18 protein-coding genes and 1 pseudogene are annotated in these 20,475 nt (G+C 59.4%); 7 read left to right on the forward strand and 12 right to left on the reverse strand.

The window, feature by feature from the left end; translation table 11 throughout:
- Positions 1 to 186: 186 nt before the first annotated feature.
- Together RS75_RS13805 and RS75_RS13810 are read right to left on the reverse strand one after the other, a co-directional pair.
- A complete protein-coding gene (locus RS75_RS13805; protein ID WP_045021349.1) occupies positions 187 to 1,977 on the reverse strand; it encodes an ABC transporter ATP-binding protein in 1,791 nt (596 codons plus the stop codon).
- Between the two features lie 427 nt (positions 1,978 to 2,404).
- Positions 2,405 to 3,394: a Bug family tripartite tricarboxylate transporter substrate binding protein gene (locus tag RS75_RS13810; protein WP_045021352.1), complete on the reverse strand. Its 990-nt coding sequence runs from the start codon at positions 3,392 to 3,394 to the stop codon at positions 2,405 to 2,407.
- A gap of 185 nt (positions 3,395 to 3,579) precedes the next feature.
- On the opposite strand from RS75_RS13810, the gene RS75_RS13815 reads away from it, so the two are divergent.
- From RS75_RS13815 to RS75_RS13830, 4 genes are all read left to right on the forward strand, one after another.
- Positions 3,580 to 5,058 (forward strand): PAS domain S-box protein, encoded by a 1,479-nt coding sequence (locus RS75_RS13815; protein ID WP_045021354.1) that lies wholly within the window; start codon positions 3,580 to 3,582, stop codon positions 5,056 to 5,058.
- Between the two features lie 139 nt (positions 5,059 to 5,197).
- Positions 5,198 to 5,377 carry a CsbD family protein gene (locus RS75_RS13820; RefSeq protein WP_045021355.1) on the forward strand — a complete coding sequence of 60 codons (180 nt, stop codon included), beginning with the start codon at positions 5,198 to 5,200 and terminating at the stop codon, positions 5,375 to 5,377.
- A gap of 7 nt (positions 5,378 to 5,384) precedes the next feature.
- Positions 5,385 to 5,732: a BON domain-containing protein gene (locus tag RS75_RS13825; RefSeq protein WP_084686900.1), complete on the forward strand. Its 348-nt coding sequence runs from the start codon at positions 5,385 to 5,387 to the stop codon at positions 5,730 to 5,732.
- Positions 5,729 to 6,235 carry a DUF992 domain-containing protein gene (locus RS75_RS13830; protein WP_045021357.1) on the forward strand — a complete coding sequence of 169 codons (507 nt, stop codon included), beginning with the start codon at positions 5,729 to 5,731 and terminating at the stop codon, positions 6,233 to 6,235. The genes RS75_RS13825 and RS75_RS13830 overlap by 4 nt, the downstream gene beginning before the upstream one ends.
- A gap of 81 nt (positions 6,236 to 6,316) precedes the next feature.
- Here the strand turns inward: RS75_RS13830 and RS75_RS13835 are convergent, their stop codons facing one another.
- The gene (locus tag RS75_RS13835; RefSeq protein ID WP_045021359.1) at positions 6,317 to 6,865 is read right to left on the reverse strand and encodes a hypothetical protein; all 549 of its coding nucleotides are present in this window, start codon (positions 6,863 to 6,865) and stop codon (positions 6,317 to 6,319) included.
- 135 nt (positions 6,866 to 7,000) lie between these two features.
- Here RS75_RS13835 and RS75_RS13840 point away from each other — a divergent pair, with 135 nt between their 5' ends.
- The 3 genes from RS75_RS13840 to RS75_RS13850 all read left to right on the forward strand — a co-directional run bounded on the left by RS75_RS13840 (position 7,001) and on the right by RS75_RS13850 (position 9,856).
- Positions 7,001 to 7,663, forward strand: coding sequence for a response regulator transcription factor (locus RS75_RS13840; RefSeq protein ID WP_045021361.1), 663 nt, complete (start codon positions 7,001 to 7,003; stop codon positions 7,661 to 7,663).
- A 530-nt stretch (positions 7,664 to 8,193) separates the two neighbouring features.
- Positions 8,194 to 9,240, forward strand: a complete 1,047-nt coding sequence (locus RS75_RS26660; RefSeq protein ID WP_456153982.1) for a sensor histidine kinase — start codon at positions 8,194 to 8,196, stop codon at positions 9,238 to 9,240.
- Between the two features lie 169 nt (positions 9,241 to 9,409).
- Positions 9,410 to 9,856 (forward strand): GNAT family N-acetyltransferase, encoded by a 447-nt coding sequence (locus RS75_RS13850; RefSeq protein ID WP_045021365.1) that lies wholly within the window; start codon positions 9,410 to 9,412, stop codon positions 9,854 to 9,856.
- Here the strand turns inward: RS75_RS13850 and RS75_RS26665 are convergent.
- From RS75_RS26665 to RS75_RS13895, 9 genes and pseudogenes are all read right to left on the reverse strand, one after another.
- Positions 9,853 to 10,266 (reverse strand): annotated as a pseudogene (locus RS75_RS26665) (transposase); the annotation flags it as partial. The gene RS75_RS13850 and the pseudogene RS75_RS26665 overlap by 4 nt on opposite strands.
- Positions 10,245 to 10,664 carry a transposase gene (locus RS75_RS13860; RefSeq protein WP_324607184.1) on the reverse strand — a complete coding sequence of 140 codons (420 nt, stop codon included), beginning with the start codon at positions 10,662 to 10,664 and terminating at the stop codon, positions 10,245 to 10,247. The gene RS75_RS13860 and the pseudogene RS75_RS26665, both read right to left, overlap by 22 nt.
- 127 nt (positions 10,665 to 10,791) lie before the next feature.
- The gene (locus tag RS75_RS13865; protein WP_045021372.1) at positions 10,792 to 12,444 is read right to left on the reverse strand and encodes an OFA family MFS transporter; all 1,653 of its coding nucleotides are present in this window, start codon (positions 12,442 to 12,444) and stop codon (positions 10,792 to 10,794) included.
- Positions 12,445 to 12,576: 132 nt separating this feature from the next.
- A complete protein-coding gene (locus tag RS75_RS13870) occupies positions 12,577 to 12,915 on the reverse strand; it encodes a formate dehydrogenase subunit delta (protein WP_045021374.1) in 339 nt (112 codons plus the stop codon).
- Between the two features lie 72 nt (positions 12,916 to 12,987).
- The gene (gene fdhF, locus RS75_RS13875) at positions 12,988 to 15,870 is read right to left on the reverse strand and encodes a formate dehydrogenase subunit alpha (RefSeq protein ID WP_045021376.1); all 2,883 of its coding nucleotides are present in this window, start codon (positions 15,868 to 15,870) and stop codon (positions 12,988 to 12,990) included.
- A gap of 4 nt (positions 15,871 to 15,874) precedes the next feature.
- The gene (locus RS75_RS13880) at positions 15,875 to 17,431 is read right to left on the reverse strand and encodes a formate dehydrogenase beta subunit (RefSeq protein WP_045021378.1); all 1,557 of its coding nucleotides are present in this window, start codon (positions 17,429 to 17,431) and stop codon (positions 15,875 to 15,877) included.
- Entirely contained in the window at positions 17,428 to 17,907 is a 480-nt protein-coding gene (locus RS75_RS13885; RefSeq protein ID WP_045021380.1) for a formate dehydrogenase subunit gamma, read from the reverse strand. Before RS75_RS13885 ends, RS75_RS13880 begins: the two co-directional genes overlap by 4 nt.
- 112 nt (positions 17,908 to 18,019) lie before the next feature.
- The gene (locus tag RS75_RS13890; RefSeq protein ID WP_045021382.1) at positions 18,020 to 18,955 is read right to left on the reverse strand and encodes a LysR family transcriptional regulator; all 936 of its coding nucleotides are present in this window, start codon (positions 18,953 to 18,955) and stop codon (positions 18,020 to 18,022) included.
- Between the two features lie 372 nt (positions 18,956 to 19,327).
- Positions 19,328 to 20,383, reverse strand: a complete 1,056-nt coding sequence (locus RS75_RS13895) for a porin (protein WP_045021384.1) — start codon at positions 20,381 to 20,383, stop codon at positions 19,328 to 19,330.
- Positions 20,384 to 20,475: the final 92 nt, after the last annotated feature.

Below are 20,475 nucleotides of genomic sequence, written 5' to 3' on the forward strand. Positions count from 1 at the left end.
TCCTCCCGGTCTGCGTACCGAAGGCGCGTGGATTAACAAGGCCCATCTCTTTGGTGTCCGACTCAAGGGGCTCATGGCCATGGCATAACGCCGTGCAGTACGAAGCAGAGCCGCTTCAAGGGGCGAACGCATTCACACCGAACATGCAAAAGCAAAACGCCGGAGCATTGCCCCGGCGTTTTGTTATCAAGCGACCAGACCCTTGGTCAGTTCCAGCGCCTGCCGCTCGAACAGCCGGCGATAGATGCCGTCATTGAGCCGGATCAGCGCCTGGTGGTCGCCCTCTTCGACAATCCTGCCTTTGTCGAACACCAGCAGCCGGTCCAGCGCCCGCACCGTGGAGAGCCGATGTGCAACGACCAGCGTGGTGCGGCCGTCCATCAGGCGTTCCATGGCCTGCTGGATCTGCACTTCGCTCTCGCTGTCGAGGCTCGACGTCGCCTCGTCCAGGATAAGCAACGGCGCATCCGCAAGGAATGCGCGGGCAATGGCGACACGCTGCCGTTCTCCGCCCGACAGCTTGACACCGCGTTCCCCCACCATGGTCTCATACCCCTTGGGAAGGGACATGATGAAATCGTGGGCGCTCGCCTGTTTCGCCGCCTGCTCGATTTGCCGCCGCGAAGCGTTCGGCCGGCCATAGGCGATGTTTTCCGCCAGCGTGCGGTGAAACAGGATGGGCTCCTGCTGCACGATGGCGATCTGGCTGCGCAGGTTTGCCTGACCAACCTTGGCGATATTCTGCCCGTCAATACGGATCGAACCCGAATTCACATCGTAAAGCCGCTGGATAAGCTTGACGAAGGTCGTCTTGCCCGAACCCGAATGCCCGACCAGCCCCACACGCTCGCCCGGCTTGATGGTGACCGAAAAGTCGTCATAAAGCGGGCTGGGATGCGCACCATATTGAAAGGTGACGTGATCAAAGACGATCTCGCCCTTCTCTATCCTGATCGACGTGGCATCCGGCCTGTCTTCGACACCCAAAGGCATCTTTTCGAGCAGCACCAGCTCTTCCATATCGTTGACGGCACGTTGCAGGTTGCGGATATCCTGGCCAACATTGCGCAGATAGCCCTGCAAGACGAAGAACATCGCCAGCACGAAGGTGATGTCGCCCGGCGTCGCCAGCCCCTTTTGCCACATAAGAAGGCCCGTCCCAAGGATACCGGCCTGCATGGACACCATCATGAAGCCCTGGATCGTGCCACTCAGCGTGCCGCGTTTCCATGTCCTGCGCGTGCGCTTATCCCACTTGGCCAGCACGTGGCCCAGCCGGGATTCTTCGCGGTTTTCAGCGCCGAAGGCTTTGACGACCGAATTGCAGCTGATGGCGTCCGCTAGCGCACCGCCGAGCTTGGTGTCCCAGGCATTGGCAAGCCTTGCCGCCGGCGACACGAAACCCATGGAAAGCGCCACGGTGACGCCGATATAGATCAGCGATCCGGCACCAACGATCAGGCCCATGACCGGCCAGTAGCTGCCGAGCACGATAGTGGCGCCCACCAGCATCACGATGGACGGCAGGAGCGCAATGAGCAGCAGGTCGTTGAGTGAATCAAGCGCCCACATGCCACGCGTGATCTTGCGAACCGTCGAGCCGGCAAAGCTGTTGGCGTGCCAGTCGGTCGAGAACCGCTGCACCCGGTGGAAACCGTTATTCGTGACATCCGCCATGGTCCGCAGCGTCAGCCGGATGATGCCGGTGAAGATGAACCAGCGCAGCACCACACTGGTCAGCCCCAGCGTCACCACGATGACGAAGGCGTGCAGAGCCCGATCGGCCCCGTTGCCGCCGGCAATGGCATCGACGATCTGGCCGGAAAAAACCGGCACCATGACTTCGGCCAATGTGCTGGCAATCACCAGCACAATAAGAGTTCCAACCAGAAGTGGCCGATGGCGCCAGTGATGAAAAACAAAGCCGAGCACATGGCGATAGGCATCGGCGCGGAAATCGAGCTTCTTGCGAGTCATTTTACAGCCCCGGCGCCATCTGTCGGCAAACCGGTCCTCAAAATAGGAAGTTGGATGGCACAGCCCGTGGAGAAGACGAAATGATAGCGTCAGATCAATCGGGCTATGAAGGAAAACAAAACCGCATGTCGGGCGCACTCAGGGCGGGCCACGAATGGAAATGACCTAGTGTCGGTTCATTCCACACGGGAGGAACTTGATGAATGGTGATGTCATACTACGCCTCCCTTAGGTTCGATTTGACGCGATAATTATTTTGTACCCGACCAGATCGCCATTGCCAACCGGAAAAATGCAACCTTACGGAAAGCGGTGCAAAAATATCACAATTGTGGACTGGCAGGTTTATAGACACTTATGCTGCGCACCCGAAGAACGGGTGCGCAGCGAAATCCGGAGACCCCCTCTTGAGGTCTCGGGGTCTTGCTCAATCCATCTGCACGTTTGCGTTCTTGACGACGGGTTCCCACTTTGCGATTTCCGCCGCAACGTGGCTTTTCAGCTCATCGGGTGAGGAAGCGACGATCCTGGCACTGAACTCCGCCATGCGCGCGGCAACGGCAGGATCAGCAAGCGCTTTCTTGGCGGCAGCATTCAGCGTGTCCACCACCTCGGCCGGCGTGCCGGCAGGCGCAAACAGCGCATTCCAGGTGTAGGTTTCATAGCCCGGCACGGTCTCGGCAATGGTCGGCAGATCCGGGAATGACGAGGCGCGTTCAGCGGTCGTTACGCCAAGTGCCCGCAATGTGCCGGATTTGATATGACCTGATGACGACGGCAGATTGTCGAACATGATCGATATCTGGTTGCCGAGAAGATCGTTGAGCGCGGGGCCGGCACCTTTATAGGGAACGTGCTGCATGCTGACGCCCGTCATGCTCTTGAACAATTCGCCTGAAAGATGCAGCGGCGTGCCGTTGCCGGAAGACGCATAAGAATACTTGTCCGGCTCAGCTTTCAGAAGCGCGATCAATTCCGCGACGCTGTTAACGTTCAGCTTCGGATTGACCACCAGCACATTGGGGACCACCACCAGCAAAGAGACCGGGGCGAAATCCTTTTCCGGATCATAGGGTTTTGTCTTGAGAATGAGCGGATTGAGCGCATGGGTGGCAACGGTGCCCATCAGTATCGTGTAACCATCGGGTTCGGCACGGGCGACACGGTCGGCACCGAGATTGCCGCCGGCTCCGGCGACATTTTCGACGACGATCGGATGGCCAAGCTCGTCACCCATTTTCTGTGCGATAACCCGGGCAACCACATCGGTGGAGCCACCTGCCGCGAAGGGAACGACCAGCGTAATCGTTCGCTCGGGAAAACCCTGCGCGCTCGCCGTCATTCCCAACATGCATAAAGAAGCTGCCGTGGCGCCAAGTTTCAACACCATGCGCCGTCTCAAAGACCGGTAATTCATGAACCCTCCTGTGGAATGGCCTCCCCGCCATCGGCGCATAGTAGCTCAAATGGCCTTGAGAGCAAGCAATTGGCGTCGCTGCCGGTAAACCAGGCGGGGAAGGCCACACGACACGCCGGCTCTGCAACGCTTGGCGGAACCGCGCGTTATAGCGGGCACAAAGCATCGAAATACCCGGGGGCGATATGGACGAGAGCGTGAACATTCCCAAGATCAACCGGCTCGTGTTGCAAAACCTCATTGCGGGTCTCAGCGACGGGTTGATCCTGCTCGAAAATGACGGAACGATAGCCTGGGCCAACAAGGCCGCCCTTCAGATGCACCGTATAGAGGCGATGCCGGAGCTTGGAGAGGATGCCGCTGCCTACCGGCGAAATTTCACGCTTCGATACCGCAACAACCACCTGCTCGATGAGGGGCAATATCCGCTTGAACGGCTTCTGGCGGGCGAGACCTTCGAAGACGTGACAATAGAGATATCGCCAAGCGGCGATGAAGCGGAATGCTGGGTTCACACGGTGCGCGGCTTCGTTCTAGAAGATGCCGGCGCAAAACCGGATGTCCTGGTCCTGATCATCCGGGACGAAACGCCGCGTTTCGAGGCAGAGGCGCGCTTCGAAAGCGCCTTCAATGCCAATCCGGCGCCGGGACTGATATGCCGGCTGGAGGACAAGCGTTTCATCCGCGTCAATCAGGGTTTCCTTGAAATGACCGGGTTCAGCCGTGAAGAGATCATCGGCATCAGCGTCGAGGAACTCGGCCTGTTTTCCGAGTGCGACACAGGCGAGGACGCCCTGAAGAAGCTGGAGGAGGGCCGGCTCATCCGTCAGCGCGAGGCGCTCATACCCATCCCCGGAGGCGACAGGTTGGTTATCGTGGCGGGCGAAACGATCGCCGTTGCCGAAGAACCCTGCATGCTGTTCACCTTCGCCGATCTCGATGGCCGTCGCAAAGCCCAGAACGCTCTGCGACAGAGTGAGGAGCGCTTCTTCAAGTCCTTCCGCCTGTCGCCTGTCCCGGCAGCGATTTCGAGGCTGGATGACTTCGTGCTGATGGAAATCAATGACGCGTTTCTGGTCCTGTGCGGACGTAATGAGGCCGAAGTCGTGGGCAAGACCGCCAGCGAATTGCGGCTGTGGGAGGACACGGGCGCGCGCCGCGATCTCGAAAAGCGACTGAAGGACAACATCCCCATCCGCGATGAGAACATGCGCATGAATCTTGCCGGTGGCGGTTTGGCCGAATGCATCGTTTCCGCCGAACGCGCCGAGATCAACGATCAGCTCTGTGTCATCTGGGCGATACAGGATGTTACGGAGCGGCGCAGAACCGAAAACGAACTGATTGAAGCGATCGAAAGCGTCATGACCGATACATCCTGGTTCAGTCGGACGGTGGTCGAGCGGCTGGCGGGGCTGCGGCAGAACTCGCGTGGCACAACGTCTTCCGCCTCCCTCAAGGATCTGACAGAGCGCGAGGAGCAAATCCTGTCACTGATCTGCGATGGCTGCAGCGACAAGGAAATGAGCGACAGGCTAAACCTGTCCAAGCATACGATCCGCAACCACATCGCCTCGCTCTACGGCAAGATCGGCGTCAACCGCCGCACCGCCGCCGTGATCTGGGCACGCGAGCGCGGTTTTACCGGCCGTAAGGAAAAATAACCGCAGCCCATGCGAAATAGGTCAGTTTGTACCAGTTCAACTAGTAGCTAATGCTCTGCAAACTGCGATTTTCCCGAACTACCTTTCCATCATGCCGTTACCAACAGCGGCACCCTCTAACGATGGAAGGAAGTTCGTCATGGACAATAACCGTATCGAAGGTATCACCCGTCAAGCCAAGGGCACAATCAAGGAAGCAGCCGGCAAGATCACCGGCAACGACAAGCTTCAGGCAGAAGGCAAGGCCGAGAAACTGGCTGGCCAGGCGCAGGAGAAGCTCGGACAGGCAAAGGACGCCGTCAACAAAGTTCTCAAGTGAACCACCAATGTTCAAGGCAGGAGGTTTCACGATGATGCTCTCGTGCGATGCAAACCCGGTGGCAAGCTGCAATCCCCAGGAGGTCAGCCTGTGCGCCGCGTTGCAAGCCGTGATCGCTTATGCGGACGGGCAGGAAAAAAGCTCGATCTCCGTCACCTCCGTGGAAGGCCGCATCGTGCTCTCCGGCGAGGTGGAAACACTCTCTGCCTTCGAACGTGCAGTCATCATCGCAGAATGTTTCGCGTCGCGGCCCATCATCGCCGATCTGGCGATACGGCAGCGTCCCTGCATCTATCTGGATGCGCCCTCCCGGCACATCCATCTTGCGAATAACAACAGGAGTGACAAACAATGAAGACATTCATTCTCGCAACCGCGATTGCAACCCTGGCCCTTGCCCCGATTGCTTCAGCCGAAACGAAGCACAATGCAAAGCGCCCCATGGAAACCGCGCAGAAGGAACGCGTCGGCACCCTGTCGTGCGAAATTGCCGGGGGCATCGGCCTTGTGGTCGGTTCCAACAAGAGCGTGGCCTGCGAGTTTCGCCAGCGCTCCGGCAAGACCGAGCGTTATACCGGCACGATCGGCAAGCTCGGTATCGACGTCGGCGTAACCGGCAAGACCTATATGAGCTGGATCGTGCTGAACACCGCGGCCAGCCGCGTGGGTGACGGTGCGTTGAGCGGCAACTATGTCGGTGCCTCCGCAGGCGCCTCGGTCGGCGTGGGCGTCGGCGCCAATGCACTGATCGGCGGCAATGCCAAGAACTTCGCGCTTCAGCCGATCAGTGCGGAAGTCGGCACCGGCGTCAACATCGCCGCAGGTGTCTCGCATCTGCAGCTGAAGCGTGCAGGCTAAACCAGTAAAAACCGGCGGCGCGGGCTCGGGACGGTTATCGTCTTCGAGACCGCGCCGTCTGGCGCAGATCAAGCCCAGATATCAGGGTTTGGGGTGAGGCATCATCTCGTCCATAGGGCCGTCACCCTTGGGCCCGCGCATCATATCTTCTTTAGGCCCATTATGCGGCGGGCGGCCTGCCGGTCCAATAGCCTCGATACTGCCATCCTGACGGACGACATAACTTGCCCGAAGGACACCCCTGTCGAAACGTCCCTGAACGCTGACCGCCTCATCGACAGTCACGACCTTCCCATTATCGCCCTCGGGGCCGGTATCGATGAGTGCGCGGCCGCTATCATCCTGAACGATGAACTTGTTGCCGAAAATCTCGGCGACCTTGCCCTTCAGGGTCACAAGATTTCCTTCCTTGACGGTGGAAATGGCAACGGGCGTCATCGGCGCCATCTCAGGCGTCGGCCGTGTCAGCTTCACTGCGCCAGCTCCGGCAGCGGCCCCAACGGCCAGCATGGCAACGGCTGCAAAGGCGAACGCGGCGGTTTTACGGCGATGTTTACGATGCGGCGGCACGGGAGTTTCAGAAGTGGCCTTCGGTGCTGCGATTTCGTTATTCTCTTCAGAGTGGGACATGTTGGTCTCCTGTTTGATTGACAGGGCCGTTTTACCCGGCAGGAACCACCAGCAGCCTGAACCTCGTGGTTCAGGTTGAGTTAAGCCTTCCGGGCCTACTTAAAACATCGCCCACCAAACCGAAACGGCAGGACCATGCGCATACTTCTCGTCGAAGACGATACCGATCTTTCCCGGCGCATCGCAGCCAGCCTGCGGGCGGAAAATTTTGTCGTCGATATCGCGCAGAATGGCGAGGATGCCGAACATGCCGGGCTTACCGAACTTTACGACGTGGCCATTCTCGATCTTGGATTACCGAAAATCGATGGCGTATCGGTTCTGAAATCATGGCGGGCGGCGCAGCGGAACCTGCCCGTGCTCGTTTTGACCGCGCGTGATGGATGGCCGGACAAGGTGGCGAGCTTCAAAGCGGGGGCAGACGATTTTCTCACCAAGCCGTTCAAGGTAGAAGAACTGGTGCTGCGGCTGCGTGCGCTCGTTCGCCGCGCCACCGGCCATGCCGCCTCCGCCATCACCTGCGGTTCGCTCATCTTCGATGCACAGCTCGGTACCTTCGAACAGGACGGCTTGCCGTTGAAGCTGACCGCGCTGGAGTGGCGGGTCCTCTCGTGCCTCATCCTGCGCAAGGAAGTGGTGGTCGACCGCCGCGAACTCACCGAACGCGTCTATGAGGGCGATGCGGAAGTGGATTCCAATTCCATCGAAGTGATCATTGCCCGCCTGCGGCGCAAGATCGGCGCCGGGCATATAGAGACCGTTCGCGGGCGCGGTTACATGCTGAAGGCAGAGCCATGAGGGAGTTTTTGGCCATTCCGGGTTCCTCAATCTCGCGCCGCCTCACGGTTTTTTCCGTGGTTTTCGTCACCGCGACCGTGATCGTCGCCTCGATCATACTCTACCTCATCGTTGCCGGCGTGGTACGTGAACAGATCGACCAACGGCTCGATACACAGATTGAGGGATTGCGGAGCGCGCTCTCCAGCAACGAAAGCGGCGGTGTGACACTCAACGCCGCGCTGGACGGCCCGCCATTCGACAGGCGCGGCTCCGGCTGGTACTGGCAGATTACCGGCGAGGGTCTGGCAATCGCCTCTCGGTCGCTCGCGGGACAAACCATAGCCAACCCGCCCTTCCCGTTCGAATGGCGCAAAATGATGGGCCACGGACCTCGCCCCGGCGCCAATGCCGATTTTCACGGTGAGGAGCTCTATCTCCGATCCATTCAAACCATGGTCGGACAGCGCCTCGTCGAAATCACCGCCACTGCGCCGCAACTCGCGCTGGTTGCGCCCGCCCGTAGCGCGCTGTTGTGGTTGATACCCGCCATGACCCTGCTGGGCGCGAGCCTCGTCGGCGGCATTTTCCTGCAGGTCAGATATGGTCTGCGACCACTGCGGCAACTCACCGCCGATATTTCCTCGATTTCGGCGGGGGCACTCGACAGGGTGCCGGGGGCTGATGTCGATGAACTGCGCCCCGCCTCGGGCGAGATCAACCGTCTGGTGGAGCAGAATAGCGAGAGGCTTGCGGAAACACGTCTNCCCGCCATGACCCTGCTGGGCGCGAGCCTCGTCGGCGGCATTTTCCTGCAGGTCAGATATGGTCTGCGACCACTGCGGCAACTCCCCGCCGATATTTCCTCGATTTCGGCGGGGACACTCGACAGGTTGCCGGAGGCTGATGTCGATGAACTGCGCCCCGCCTCGGGCGAGATCAACCGTCTGGTGGAGCAGAATAGCGAGAGGCTTGCGGAAACACGTCTGCATTTCGCAAATCTCGCCCATGGTCTGAAAACCCCTGTGACAAGCCTCCACCTTGCGCTCAACGAAACCAACGATCCGGATCGCGAAATGCGTGCGCTGGTGGACAGGATCGACCAACGTATCCGCCACCATCTTGCAAGAGCCCGCAAGACCGCCGCAGGCGGCACAGCCACGGTGACCGCAGTCAAACCGAGGATCGACGATATCGTGGAGATCATGTCCCGCATTCACGCCGACCGGGAGATTGCCGCAACAGTCGATGCAGACCCCGAGTTGCTATCGCAGGTCACGCCCGAGGATATGGACGAGATCGTTGGCAATATCATCGACAATGCATTCAAATGGGCAAAAAGCACGGTTCGTATTTCCGCCAGAAAGACCGGGCGGGATGTGTCGATCGTGATCTCGGACGATGGACCCGGCATTGAGGACGATCGTATTTCGGAGGCTTTCCAGCCGGGCAGACGCATGGACGAGACCGTTCCGGGTGACGGCTTCGGTCTTACCATCGTCAAGGAGCTTGTCGAGCTTCATGGCGGCAGCATCAGGCTGGAGCGCGGCGGAAATGGCGGACTGGTGTGTTCGCTGACCCTGCCGGCGGGAACTTGAGGAAAGCCCACCTTTCCATTTGTTGACGCTGCTGCGCAGCCGCTATAAATAAAGGCTTCGAAGCAGGGAGATTTATGCGCAGAGGTTAAAAATCTGACCGCCCATCACGGTTTCAGCCGGCTCTGAAAAGGAGCTGACCTTTTGGCATATCTAATTCTGCGGAATTTCCATGAATATCAGATCTATCAACATCCGGCCGTTTGACGCGGCAGCGGATACGCAAAACCTGTCACACATCTGGCTCGATGCCTCGCTGCTGGCACATCCCTTTATCGGCACGCAGCGTTTGCGCGAGCAGCAAAGACTGATCGAAGATACCTATCTGCCTCTCTCGGAGACTTTCGTCGCGGAGCTTGCCGGTGACGCTGTAGGCTTCATCAGTCTGCTGGACAGTTTCATCGGAGGCCTGTTCGTCGCACCCGCACAACAGGGCAAGGGTATCGGGCGCAGGCTTATCGCCCACGCGCTTGATCTCAAGGGTGAATTGTCGCTTGAAGTCTATACCGCCAATGAACAGGCGATGCGGTTTTACCGTTCGCTCGGTTTCCTCGAAGTCTCGCGTAGGTCGACTGACGATGGCGGCTTGCCCTTCGAGAATGCCTGCCTGTCACTCTAGGCAGTGTGGACGGATTTGATCAAGATGAAGCCTGCGGCGATTGCGACGATGGAGGAGAAATTTTGTTTGGTCTTCTCGCATCGTAGCGCGACGCGCTTGAAGCGCTTGAGTTTTCCGACTGCTTGCTCGATGCGGGCGCGACCTTTGTAGAGCGCTTTGGGAAAGAACGTCGGCTTTGATTCTGCCGTTGAACGATAAGGAATGACGGGAACCGCACCCCGCCTTCTTGCGGCCTGCCGGTTAGCCTTGCTGTCATAGCCCTTGTCGCCCATGGCGGCGCGGGGATCTACATCGGGGCCAAGGCCGAGCAGGATTGGAAAGTGCGGAGCGTCACCTTTCTCGCCCCCGGTCAGATCAAAGGCGATGGGATGTCCGTCGAAATCGGTCTTCAGGTGGATTTTGGTCGAGAAGCCGCCTCGCGAGCGGCCAAGCGCTTGGCCATATTGCCCCCTTTTGCTCCTGCTGCCGAAACATGCGCGCGCACCACGGTGCTGTCGAACATCTGAACCAGATCGGCCGACGTGCTCAGGCTGGCAAGGTGCTCGAAGAAAATCTCAAAAACACCCGCCTTGCTCAATCGGGAAAAGCGCTTCCAGACACTGTTCCAATGTCCATAGCGCTCCGGCAGACCGCGCCAGGTGATATTGTTGACGGAGAAATAGTGCAGGGCTTCCAAAAACAGCCGGTCATCTCGACCCTTGTCGCCCCGCCGCGGAAGCGAGGCGCGGAAAACCTCAAGTGCGACCGCCCAGTCCGCTTCTGTCATCTCCGTCAGCATCGCCGATCTCCTCTGAAACCGGCAACCCATGAATCATTCAAATACTGATTTGGGAATCGCAGAAATTAAACATGCGGCAATCCGTCCACACCGCCTAGGCCTGAAAACAAATCCGGGCAGCCACAGGGCTGCCCGGACGATCTGATGGCTGTCGCACTCAGCCAAACAACACGAGGCTGCTTTTAACCGTCACCCACACGCCCCAGAGAAGCGGTATGCCAACTGCGGCCCAGGCCAGCACGGCCTTGGCATCGAGGCCGCCCCTGCCAATGCCGAAGGAACCGGTGGGCCCGGCATTGGCGGCGGCGGTCTTGGCCTGCAGTGCAGCCACTTCCGCATCCGGCATGAACCATTTCTCAGGCAGCGGCCGCACCAGCGCGTTGGCGATAAGGCCAATCGCCAGCATGCCCGCCAATATATACATCGTGCTGGTATAGAGCGCCGGCCCCGGCGCGACACCGGCCGCGATCTGTGCTTCGCGGATGTAGTTGACAACCACCGGCCCGGCAATGCCCGCCGTTGCCCAGGCCGTCAGCAGACGACCATGGATTGCGCCGACGAACTGCGTGCCGAAGATATCGGCAAGATAGGCGGGAATGGTTGCGAAACCACCGCCATACATTGACAGGATGATACCTAGTGCCAGAACGAAGAACGCCTTGGAACCCATCGTCGCCAGCGTGGGGGCCAGCGCATAGAGAATGATGCCGAGAACGAAGAAACAGAAATAGGTATTCTTGCGGCCGATTTTGTCGGACATCGACGCCCAGAAGAAGCGGCCACCGATGTTGAACAGCGAAAGCAGACCGGTAAAACCCGCCGCAATGGCGGCGATCTGGCCTTTCTGGCCGACATCCAGCTCGGCAAAGCCCACACCGGGCAGCCCGATCAGCGAACCGGCGAAAATTTCCTGCAGCATTGGCGATGCCATGCCGATCACGCCAATACCCGCTGACACGTTGAGGCACAGGACCGCCCAGATGAGCCAGAACTGCTTCGTCTTGTGCGCATCGCGCAGATGAACATGGCGGTTGGTGATCATGGCACTTTTGGCCGCCGGGGCCGTCCAGCCTTCCGGACGCCAGCCCGCCGGTGGAATGCGATAACCGAAGGCGCCCGCCATCATGAAGACGAAATAGATCAGCGCCATGACGACGAATGTCTGCCAGACGCCGACGGAAATCTCCGTCTTGAAGGTATTCATCAGGAGATTGGCAAGTGGCGCGCCGATCATCGCACCGCCGCCAAAACCCATGATGGCCATACCGGTCGCCATGCCGCGACGGTCAGGAAACCATTTGATCAATGTCGAGACCGGCGAGATGTAACCGAGGCCAAGACCAACGCCGCCGATGACACCTGCTCCGACCCACATCAGCCAGAGCTGGTGCGTCATCACGCCAAGGGCTGCAACCAGAATGCCGCCGCACCAGCAGCAGGCGGAAACGAAGCCGGCCTTGCGCGGCCCCACCCTTTCCAGCCAGCCGCCCCAGATCGCCGCCGAGCATCCGAGCAATACGAAGAACAGGGTATAGATCCAGCCGAGATCGGCCACACGCCAGTTACACTCAGTGGTGAACAGCGCCCCGACAAGGGTGAGGCTGGCGCAACTGGGATCCGTCGCCGGCAGCGCCTTGGACAGCGGCAGCCAGAAGACGCTGAAGCCATAGGCCATGCCAATGCACAGGTGAATGGCCAATGCCGCAGGCGGCACCAGCCAGCGGTTGAAGCCCGGTTTTGCTATGATGCGTTCGCGGTCCAGAAGCCCGGCCTGCGCCGTTCGTCCCGCCGATACCTCTGCTACTGCCATCGACACTACCTCCCTCGTGAATGTCTGGACAACCATGATACGCCCCCATTGGCCGCATTGACCGGGCGTCACCTAGACCGCCGGATGTCCCCCACCCGGCGATACCTGTTCGCGGCGTTTTACCGCCTGCTTTTACGTGGTTTCGGGAATGCTCGGTTCGGAAAGGGACTCGCCGGCAGCGGCACCCTTGCCCTCCGGCGTTCCCTTGGCATCCTCGCCAAGCCCGACCGCATCGGCGGCGGGCACCCCGGGTCTCTTGATCTTGAGCGCTGCTGCAAGCACCAGCGGCAGAAAGTCTCCGGCACCGGCATTCACTATCTCGAAAAACCGTTTGCGCATACGGGGTTCCCAGAATTTGTTAATGTGGGTGGCGACACCCTCTACGCGGATATCCTCCGGCTGGGAGAGGAAAAAAGTCGCGATCTGGTTCGCCATTCTCACCAGTTTTTCGTCGGTGTGATTAAGCAACATGGCTGTTTTCCCCGCGCCGCCTGACGGACGACGTTCACGTTTTCAAAAAGGCCGGGATCGCCCCGGCCCCGATTATTCGGCCGCCTCGAGCTTGCCTGCGATCCGCCGCGAACGGCGGCCCAGCGCATCATATTCCTCCTGCCATTCGGTCGGCCCGTTCGAGGGCGATACCTGAACCGCAGTAACCTTGTATTCCGGACAGTTGGTCGCCCAGTCGGAGTAGTCGGTGGTAATGACGTTTGCCTGCGTACCCGGATGGTGGAAGGTGGTGTAGACCACCCCCGGCGCAACGCGATCGGTGATCAGCGCCCGCAGCGTCGTGTCGCCGGAACGGCTGGCGAGCTTGATCCAGTCGCCATTCTTGACGCCGCGCTGCTCGGCATCGTGTGGATGGATTTCAAGACGATCCTCCTCATGCCAGACGACGTTTTCGGTGCGTCGTGTCTGCGCGCCGACATTGTACTGCGACAGAATGCGGCCGGTAGTGAGCAGAAGCGGAAAGCGCGGACCGGTGCGCTCGTCCGTCGCCACATATTCGGTACGGATGAACTTGCCCTTGCCGCGCACGAACCCGTCCACATGCATGATCGGCGAGCCTTCGGGGAATTTTTCGTTGCAGGGCCACTGCACCGAGCCTCTGCTCTCCAGATAGTCATAGGAAACGCCGGCAAAGCTCGGCGTCGTGGCGGCAATTTCGTCCATGATCTGCGACGGATGCGTATAGTTCCAGCTCAGCCCCATGGCCTGCGCCAGCTTCTGGGTGACCTCCCAATCCGAATAGCCGTTCTTCGGCGACATGACCTTGCGCACGCGATTGATGCGGCGTTCAGCGTTGGTGAAGGTTCCGTCCTTTTCGAGGAAGGTGGAACCAGGCAGGAAGACATGCGCGTAATTCGCCGTCTCGTTCAGGAACAGGTCGTGCACGACAACACATTCCATCGCGGCAAGGCCGGCTGAAACATGCTTGGTGTCAGGGTCCGATTGGAGAATGTCTTCGCCCTGAATGTAGATGCCCTTGAAACTGCCATCGACGGCTGCATCCAGCATGTTGGGGATGCGCAGTCCGGGCTCGTTGTTGAGGGTAACGCCCCAGAGCTTTTCGAATATTTCCCGGGTGGCATCGTCAGAAATATGGCGATAGCCGGGAAGCTCGTGCGGGAAAGACCCCATGTCGCAGGAACCCTGCACATTGTTCTGGCCGCGCAGTGGATTGACGCCCACACCCGGCCGGCCGATGTTGCCGGTCGCCATGGCCAGATTTGCAATCGCCATGACCGTGGTGGAACCCTGGCTATGTTCGGTGACACCAAGCCCGTAATAGATCGCGCCATTGCCGCCCTTGGCAAAGAGTCTGGCGGCACCACGCAGCTCCTCGGCGGGAACGCCGGTAAAGATTTCGGTTTCCTCCGGGCCATGCTGCGGTTCCGCCACGAAGGCTGCCCAGTCCTCAAATTCCGACCAGTCGCAACGCTCGCGGATAAAGGCTTCGTCGAACAATCCTTCGGTGACGATGACATGGGCAAGGGCTGTCAGCACCGCAACATTCGTTCCAGGCTTCAGCGGCAAATGGAACGACGCCTCCACATGCGGCGTGCGAACGAGATCGATGCGGCGCGGATCGATGACGATCAGCTTGGCACCCTGACGCAGGCGCTTCTTCAGGCGTGAGCCGAACACCGGGTGCCCGTCCGTCGGGTTGGCGCCGATGACGAGGACAACATCCGAATGTTCGACGGAGTCGAAATTCTGCGTTCCGGCAGAGGTGCCGAACGCCTGCCCCAACCCGTAACCCGTCGGCGAATGACAGACGCGGGCGCAGGTATCGACGTTGTTGTTGCCGAAACCGGCGCGAATGAGCTTCTGGACCAGAAACGTCTCTTCATTGGTGCAGCGGGACGAGGTGATGCCGCCGATGGATTCGCGGCCATACTGGCCCTGAATGCGCTGGAATTCGGAGGCGACATGGGAAAATGCCTCGTCCCACGTCACTTCGCGCCATGGATCGCTGATCTTTTCGCGGACCATCGGATTGAGAATGCGGTCGCGGTGGCTGGCATAACCATAAGCGAAGCGGCCCTTGACGCAGGAATGCCCGCGGTTTGCCTGACCGTCTTTCCACGGCACCATACGGACCAGTTCTTCGCCGCGCATCTCCGCCTTGAACGAGCAGCCGACACCGCAATAGGCACAGGTGGTAACCAGCGAATGTTCAGGCTGGCCGATTTCGATCACCGATTTTTCAGTCAGCGTCGCCGTCGGACAGGCCTGCACACAGGCACCACAGGAAACGCACTCAGAATCCAGAAACGCCTCATGCGCACCCGGCGAAACACGACTTTCGAAGCCGCGCCCTTCAATGGTCAGCGCAAACGTTCCCTGCACTTCTTCGCAGGCGCGCACGCAGCGGGAACAGACAATGCATTTCGACGGATCATAGGTGAAATACGGGTTGCTCTCGTCCTTGGGCATCCAGTTGGCGTTAAGGCCGCCATCGCCGGCACGGGCCTTCACATGGTTGTCGCCGTCGTAACCGTAACGCACATCGCGCAGGCCGACCGCGCCCGCCATATCCTGCAACTCGCAATCGCCATTCGCGGCGCAGGTGAGACAGTCGAGCGGGTGGTCGGAGATATAAAGTTCCATCACGCCCTTGCGGATCTGCTTCAGGCGCTCCGTCTGGGTGTGGACGACAAGGCCGGAAGCGACCGGCGTGGTGCAGGAGGCAGGGGTGCCGTTGCGGCCCTCCACCTCGATAAGACAGAGGCGACAGGAACCGAAGGCATCGACCATGTCGGTGGCGCAGAGTTTGGGAACATCGATGCCCGCTTCCCTCGAAGCACGCATGATGGAGGTTCCCGCCGGCACGGTGATCTCGCGGCCGTCGATCGTCAGCGTGACCATCTCGGTCGAGGTGGACTTCGGCGTTCCGTAGTCGAATTCAGATACAAGGGCCATGGTCTTACTCCGCTGCTTCGACACGTGGGATGGGTGCAAAATCCTCAGGGAAATGCCGGAGTGCGCTCATGACGGGATAGGGCGTAAAACCGCCAAGCGCGCAGAGCGAACCGAACTTCATCGTTTCGCAGAGATCCTCCAGCAGCGCCGTGTTTCGCTCGGTCTCTATTCCACGGGAAATCTTGTCGACCGTTTCAACGCCGCGTGTCGAGCCGATCCGGCATGGCGTGCACTTTCCGCAACTTTCCACCGCACAGAACTCAAGGGCAAAACGTGCCTGACGCAGCATATCGGCAGTGTCGTCAAAGGCGACGATCCCCGCATGACCGATCAGGCCGCCTGCGGCGGTAAATGCCTCATAGTCGAACAGCGTATCGAACAGCGACACGGGAAAATAAGCGCCCAGTGGGCCGCCGACCTGAACCGCCTTGACAGGGCGGCCCGTAATGGTGCCGCCGCCGATCTCGTTGACCAATTGCCCGAGCGGCAGCCCGAAAGCGGTCTCGTAAAGCCCACCATGCCTTATGTTTCCGGCAAGCTGGATCGGGATCGTGCCGTGCGAGCGGCCAATGCCGAAATCCCGGTAAAAGGCCGCGCCGCGATCCATGATCACCGGGATCGAAGCCAGCGATATGACATTGTTGACCACCGTCGGCTTTCCAAACAAGCCTTGCAGGGCGGGAAGCGGTGGCTTGGCGCGCACCGTGCCGCGCTTGCCTTCAAGGCTGTTGAGCAGCGAGGTTTCTTCGCCACACACATAGGCTCCGGCACCCATGCGCACCTCGAGATCGAACGCATGGCCCGAGCCGAGCACAGACGCGCCGATCACCCCTTCTCGCCGGGCGACGTCTATGGCTTTTTCCATCGTTCTGATCGCATGGGGATATTCGGAGCGGGTGTAGATGAAGCCCTTCGTTGCCCCAACCGCAAGACCGGCAATGGCCATGCCCTCGATCAGCACGAAGGGATCGCCTTCCATGATCATGCGATCGGCAAAGGTGCCGCTGTCGCCCTCATCCGCATTACAGACGATGTATTTCTGATCAGCGGCGGCATCCGCCACGGTTTTCCACTTGATACCAGTCGGGAAACCGGCGCCACCGCGTCCGCGAAGCCCGCTATCGGTGACCTGTTTGACGATCTCGGCAGGTGGCATCGAAACCGCCTTTTCCAGCCCCTTCATGCCCTGATAGGCGCGGTAGTCTTCCAGAGAAAGCGGATCGGTCACGCCGCAGCGCGCGAAGGTCAGACGCGTCTGGTTTTTCAGGAACGGGATTTCCTCGGTCAGCCCGAGACAGAGCGGATGATCGCCACCATCCAAAAAATCCGCGTCGAACAGGCCGGACACATCTGCGGCTTTGACTGGGCCATAGGCAATCCGGCCATGACCGGTACTGACCTCGATGAGTACTTCTAGCCAAAGCATCCCACGCGAACCGTTGCGGACAAGGCGAATATCGAGATTCCGGGATGTGGCCTCGCGTTGGATAGCATCCGCGACGCGATCTGCGCCAACGGCAAGGGCTGCGGAATCGCAAGGGACGAAAACGGTCACGCTCATCGGCGCACCTCCGCCAGAATGTCGCCAAGACAGTGTTCATCCACTCTGGCGTGAACTTCACCATCCAGCATCAGAGCGGGTGCCTGGGCGCAGAGCCCGAGACAGAAGACCGGCTCAAGCGTCACCGAACCATCGGCTGCCGTCTGGTGCCAATCGACGCCGAGTTTTTCCTTGATGGTTTCGGCAAGAGGCTCGCAGCCCATCGACTGGCAAGCCTCGGCCCGACAGAGCTTCAACACATGACGCCCAGCAGGATGATCGCGGAAATCGGGATAAAAGCTGACGACACCATGCACTTCCGCACGGGATACGTTCAGCGCCAGGGCGATGACCTGCTTTGCGCTTTCCGGCACATAGCCGAATTCTTCCTGCACCCTATGCAGGATAGGCAGCATTGGCCCTTCCAGATGCAGACAGTCATCGATGATAGCCTGCAAACGCGTCGCCTCGTCCACGGCGACAGCACGAATATTCATGAGCCAGTCCTCCCAAACCGACAGGTGGCGGGTATCTGGACCGGGGGACCTCCACATCCTGTCCCGGTGCACCACGCTGCCTGATGGTGAAAGAATGGCTAGCGGACCAGGATCAGGTCAATATCGTCTTTCCGTCAGTCGATAGGAAATTTCTATCAAAAGCAGAGGCTGCTGCACGCAATCGCGCCTCATGCAACAGCGCGGATACGAGCGGCGTATGGGGCTCACGATAGGTGGCAATCAGGCCGACAAGATGCTCGGCATCCGGCTCGACAATGGGGATCATTCGGATCTGTTTTGGAAAGCCAAACGATTCCGCGATGTTACGCGGCATGATCGAGGCCCACTGCCCCGTGCGGATATGCGAAAACAGCACGATCATCGAATTGGATTCAAGCGTGGGCTTCGCCTCGACACCGGCTTCCGCCATGTGCTTGTTGATAATTCGGCGGTTTTGCATGTCGGAAGTCAATAGACAAAGCCGAAGACCGGAAACCTGCTTCCAGGTCACGCTCTCTTGATCGGCAAGCGGCGTGCCGGCTGCCGCAATGAGGTGATATCGCTCCGAATAAAGCGGAACCGTCGTTACCCGTCCCAGAGGTTCGTTGTCGAGATAGGTGATTCCCGCGTCGATTTCGAGATTTTCGATCTGGCTGAGGACCTGCAATGAAGTCCGGGAGGTGACGGAGAAGGTGACGGCTGGGTGACGCGCCTGAAACGGTTCGGTCAGTCGTGGCACCATGGCGAGAGCAGTGGGAATGACAGCAAGCCGGATGTGTCCGGCAAGACCCTTGCGCGCAGCCCGCATTTCCTCCCGCATAGTGCGTGTATCGGCAACGATGCGCCTTGCCCATTCGAGAACCCGCTGTCCCTCCGGCGTCAGTCCCTGATATCGTGCCGCGCGGACGACAAGCACGACGCCCAGCTGATCTTCCAACTGCCGGATAGCTGCGGACAGCGTCGGCTGCGAAATTCCGCACTCCTCCGCGGCGCGCCCGAAATGCTCCGCACGCGCGAGCGCTATGAAAAACTCCAGCTTATCGATCATCCTGCCTCCCATGGCACACGACCATTCTGCGGACCGGTGCGAAAGCGGACACTAGAGCGAGGCGGGCTTTGTCGCAAACCCTGCGAAGTGAACGCACAGGAAGCTTGCCGCCGGTTCCGGCGCTTCGCGCTCGACATGGCAACCATGACCTCGAAGACGGTAGACGCATCACACGCTTGTAGATGCCCGCAATGACATTGTTGACAAAAACATGCTCGATCTTTCGTCCGAAACAAAAACTCCCCGGTCTGGAGGGTCCGGGGAGCAAACCTGACGTATGTCAGGAACTTTGACTGGAGCTAGTTACTCACCCGTTCGAGAACGGGGTGGATCTGAGTTGTCTAACCCGGTTTATGCTTTTTATGTCGGCTATCAGAACGAACGCTGCAGGCGGACGAAACCGGTCCAAGCTTCAGGCTTGGTGTCTACGTCGAGGTAGTTTGCAGCAACTTTGGCAGTGAGGCCGTCCGTGATCTTGTAATCAACGGTCAGACCAGCCTTCCAGGCATCGTTGTTCGAGAATTCGTCGAACGAAACGAGACCGTAGCTGCCGTAGTACTGGAAGCCGGGGGTGATCTTCAGCTTGTCGGTTGCCTTGATGGCGTATTCAGCGGCAACTGCCCACTCGGAAGCATTGTAGTAAGCGTTTGCGCCGGAAGCCCAAACACCGGACAGGCCAAGCGTGCCAGGACCAACACCAGCCGTTGCGATCAGGCGAACAGAGCCGTTTTCGCGATCAGTGTCGTAACCACCGATGAGCTGCAGAGAGACGCTATCGAGCTTCGCGCCAGCGCCAACAACGACGCCAACATTGTTGCTGGTGTTGTTGTTCTTGTTGAAGGTGCTGACCGCGATGCCTTCGAGTTCGTCAACCGAAACGCCTGCCCAGAAAGAACCCGCGTCATAGGTGTAACGAATGGAGTTAAACAGAGCGTTGGTGGCAACATCGTCCGTTTCGCCAGAGAGACCATCGTCCCACCAGCTCAGGAACTTACCGACCTTAAGGCCAGCGATTTCGATGAAGGCCTGATCAACAAAAACTGCTGAACCCTTGTCGCTCGAACCAGAAGTGGTCGATGCAGCGGCAGAGCCCGTGTCAGCGTTACCACGAAAGCCGATGAAGCCACGCAGAGCGCCGAGCTCGGTGTCGGTGCGGGTGTCAACTTCGAACTGGGCGCGTGTGAACGAATCCCAGTCAGACTTGCCAGCCTTGTCACGGCCGAACTCGGTCTGGAAACGGACGTAGCCCTGAAACTTCAGGCAGGTTTCGGTGCCGGGGATGTAGAAGAAGCCGGTGCCGAAGGCGTCGCAGACGCGAACATATTCCATGGCTTCCGGCTCGGCAGCGACGATAGCGTCGGCAGCGTTGGCGCCGGATACTGCTGCGAGAGCGGCAGCGGAGCCGACGAGAAGGCTCTTGATGTTCATTTTTAATCTCCAGTCAAAAATTTTTCAACGAATGCGCAAAACTGAGGGTGGTCTTTTCCCTGCCGCCCGCCTCTCTGCGCTGATTCAGCAAA

This window comes from Rhizobium nepotum 39/7 (assembly GCF_000949865.1).
GTDB classification, from domain to species: Bacteria; Pseudomonadota; Alphaproteobacteria; order Rhizobiales; family Rhizobiaceae; genus Agrobacterium; species Agrobacterium nepotum.

Coding starts and splice junctions, on each gene's coding strand:
- RS75_RS13805 (WP_045021349.1), bottom strand. CDS start 1,977: ATGACTCGCAAGAAGCTCGATTTCCGCGCCGATGCCTATCGCCATGTG.
- RS75_RS13810 (WP_045021352.1), bottom strand. CDS start 3,394: ATGAATTACCGGTCTTTGAGACGGCGCATGGTGTTGAAACTTGGCGCC.
- RS75_RS13815 (WP_045021354.1), top strand. CDS start 3,580: ATGGACGAGAGCGTGAACATTCCCAAGATCAACCGGCTCGTGTTGCAA.
- RS75_RS13820 (WP_045021355.1), top strand. CDS start 5,198: ATGGACAATAACCGTATCGAAGGTATCACCCGTCAAGCCAAGGGCACA.
- RS75_RS13825 (WP_084686900.1), top strand. CDS start 5,385: ATGTTCAAGGCAGGAGGTTTCACGATGATGCTCTCGTGCGATGCAAAC.
- RS75_RS13830 (WP_045021357.1), top strand. CDS start 5,729: ATGAAGACATTCATTCTCGCAACCGCGATTGCAACCCTGGCCCTTGCC.
- RS75_RS13835 (WP_045021359.1), bottom strand. CDS start 6,865: ATGTCCCACTCTGAAGAGAATAACGAAATCGCAGCACCGAAGGCCACT.
- RS75_RS13840 (WP_045021361.1), top strand. CDS start 7,001: ATGCGCATACTTCTCGTCGAAGACGATACCGATCTTTCCCGGCGCATC.
- RS75_RS13850 (WP_045021365.1), top strand. CDS start 9,410: ATGAATATCAGATCTATCAACATCCGGCCGTTTGACGCGGCAGCGGAT.
- RS75_RS13860 (WP_324607184.1), bottom strand. CDS start 10,664: ATGGGTTGCCGGTTTCAGAGGAGATCGGCGATGCTGACGGAGATGACA.
- RS75_RS13865 (WP_045021372.1), bottom strand. CDS start 12,444: ATGGCAGTAGCAGAGGTATCGGCGGGACGAACGGCGCAGGCCGGGCTT.
- RS75_RS13870 (WP_045021374.1), bottom strand. CDS start 12,915: ATGTTGCTTAATCACACCGACGAAAAACTGGTGAGAATGGCGAACCAG.
- fdhF (WP_045021376.1), bottom strand. CDS start 15,870: ATGGCCCTTGTATCTGAATTCGACTACGGAACGCCGAAGTCCACCTCG.
- RS75_RS13880 (WP_045021378.1), bottom strand. CDS start 17,431: ATGAGCGTGACCGTTTTCGTCCCTTGCGATTCCGCAGCCCTTGCCGTT.
- RS75_RS13885 (WP_045021380.1), bottom strand. CDS start 17,907: ATGAATATTCGTGCTGTCGCCGTGGACGAGGCGACGCGTTTGCAGGCT.
- RS75_RS13890 (WP_045021382.1), bottom strand. CDS start 18,955: ATGATCGATAAGCTGGAGTTTTTCATAGCGCTCGCGCGTGCGGAGCAT.
- RS75_RS13895 (WP_045021384.1), bottom strand. CDS start 20,383: ATGAACATCAAGAGCCTTCTCGTCGGCTCCGCTGCCGCTCTCGCAGCA.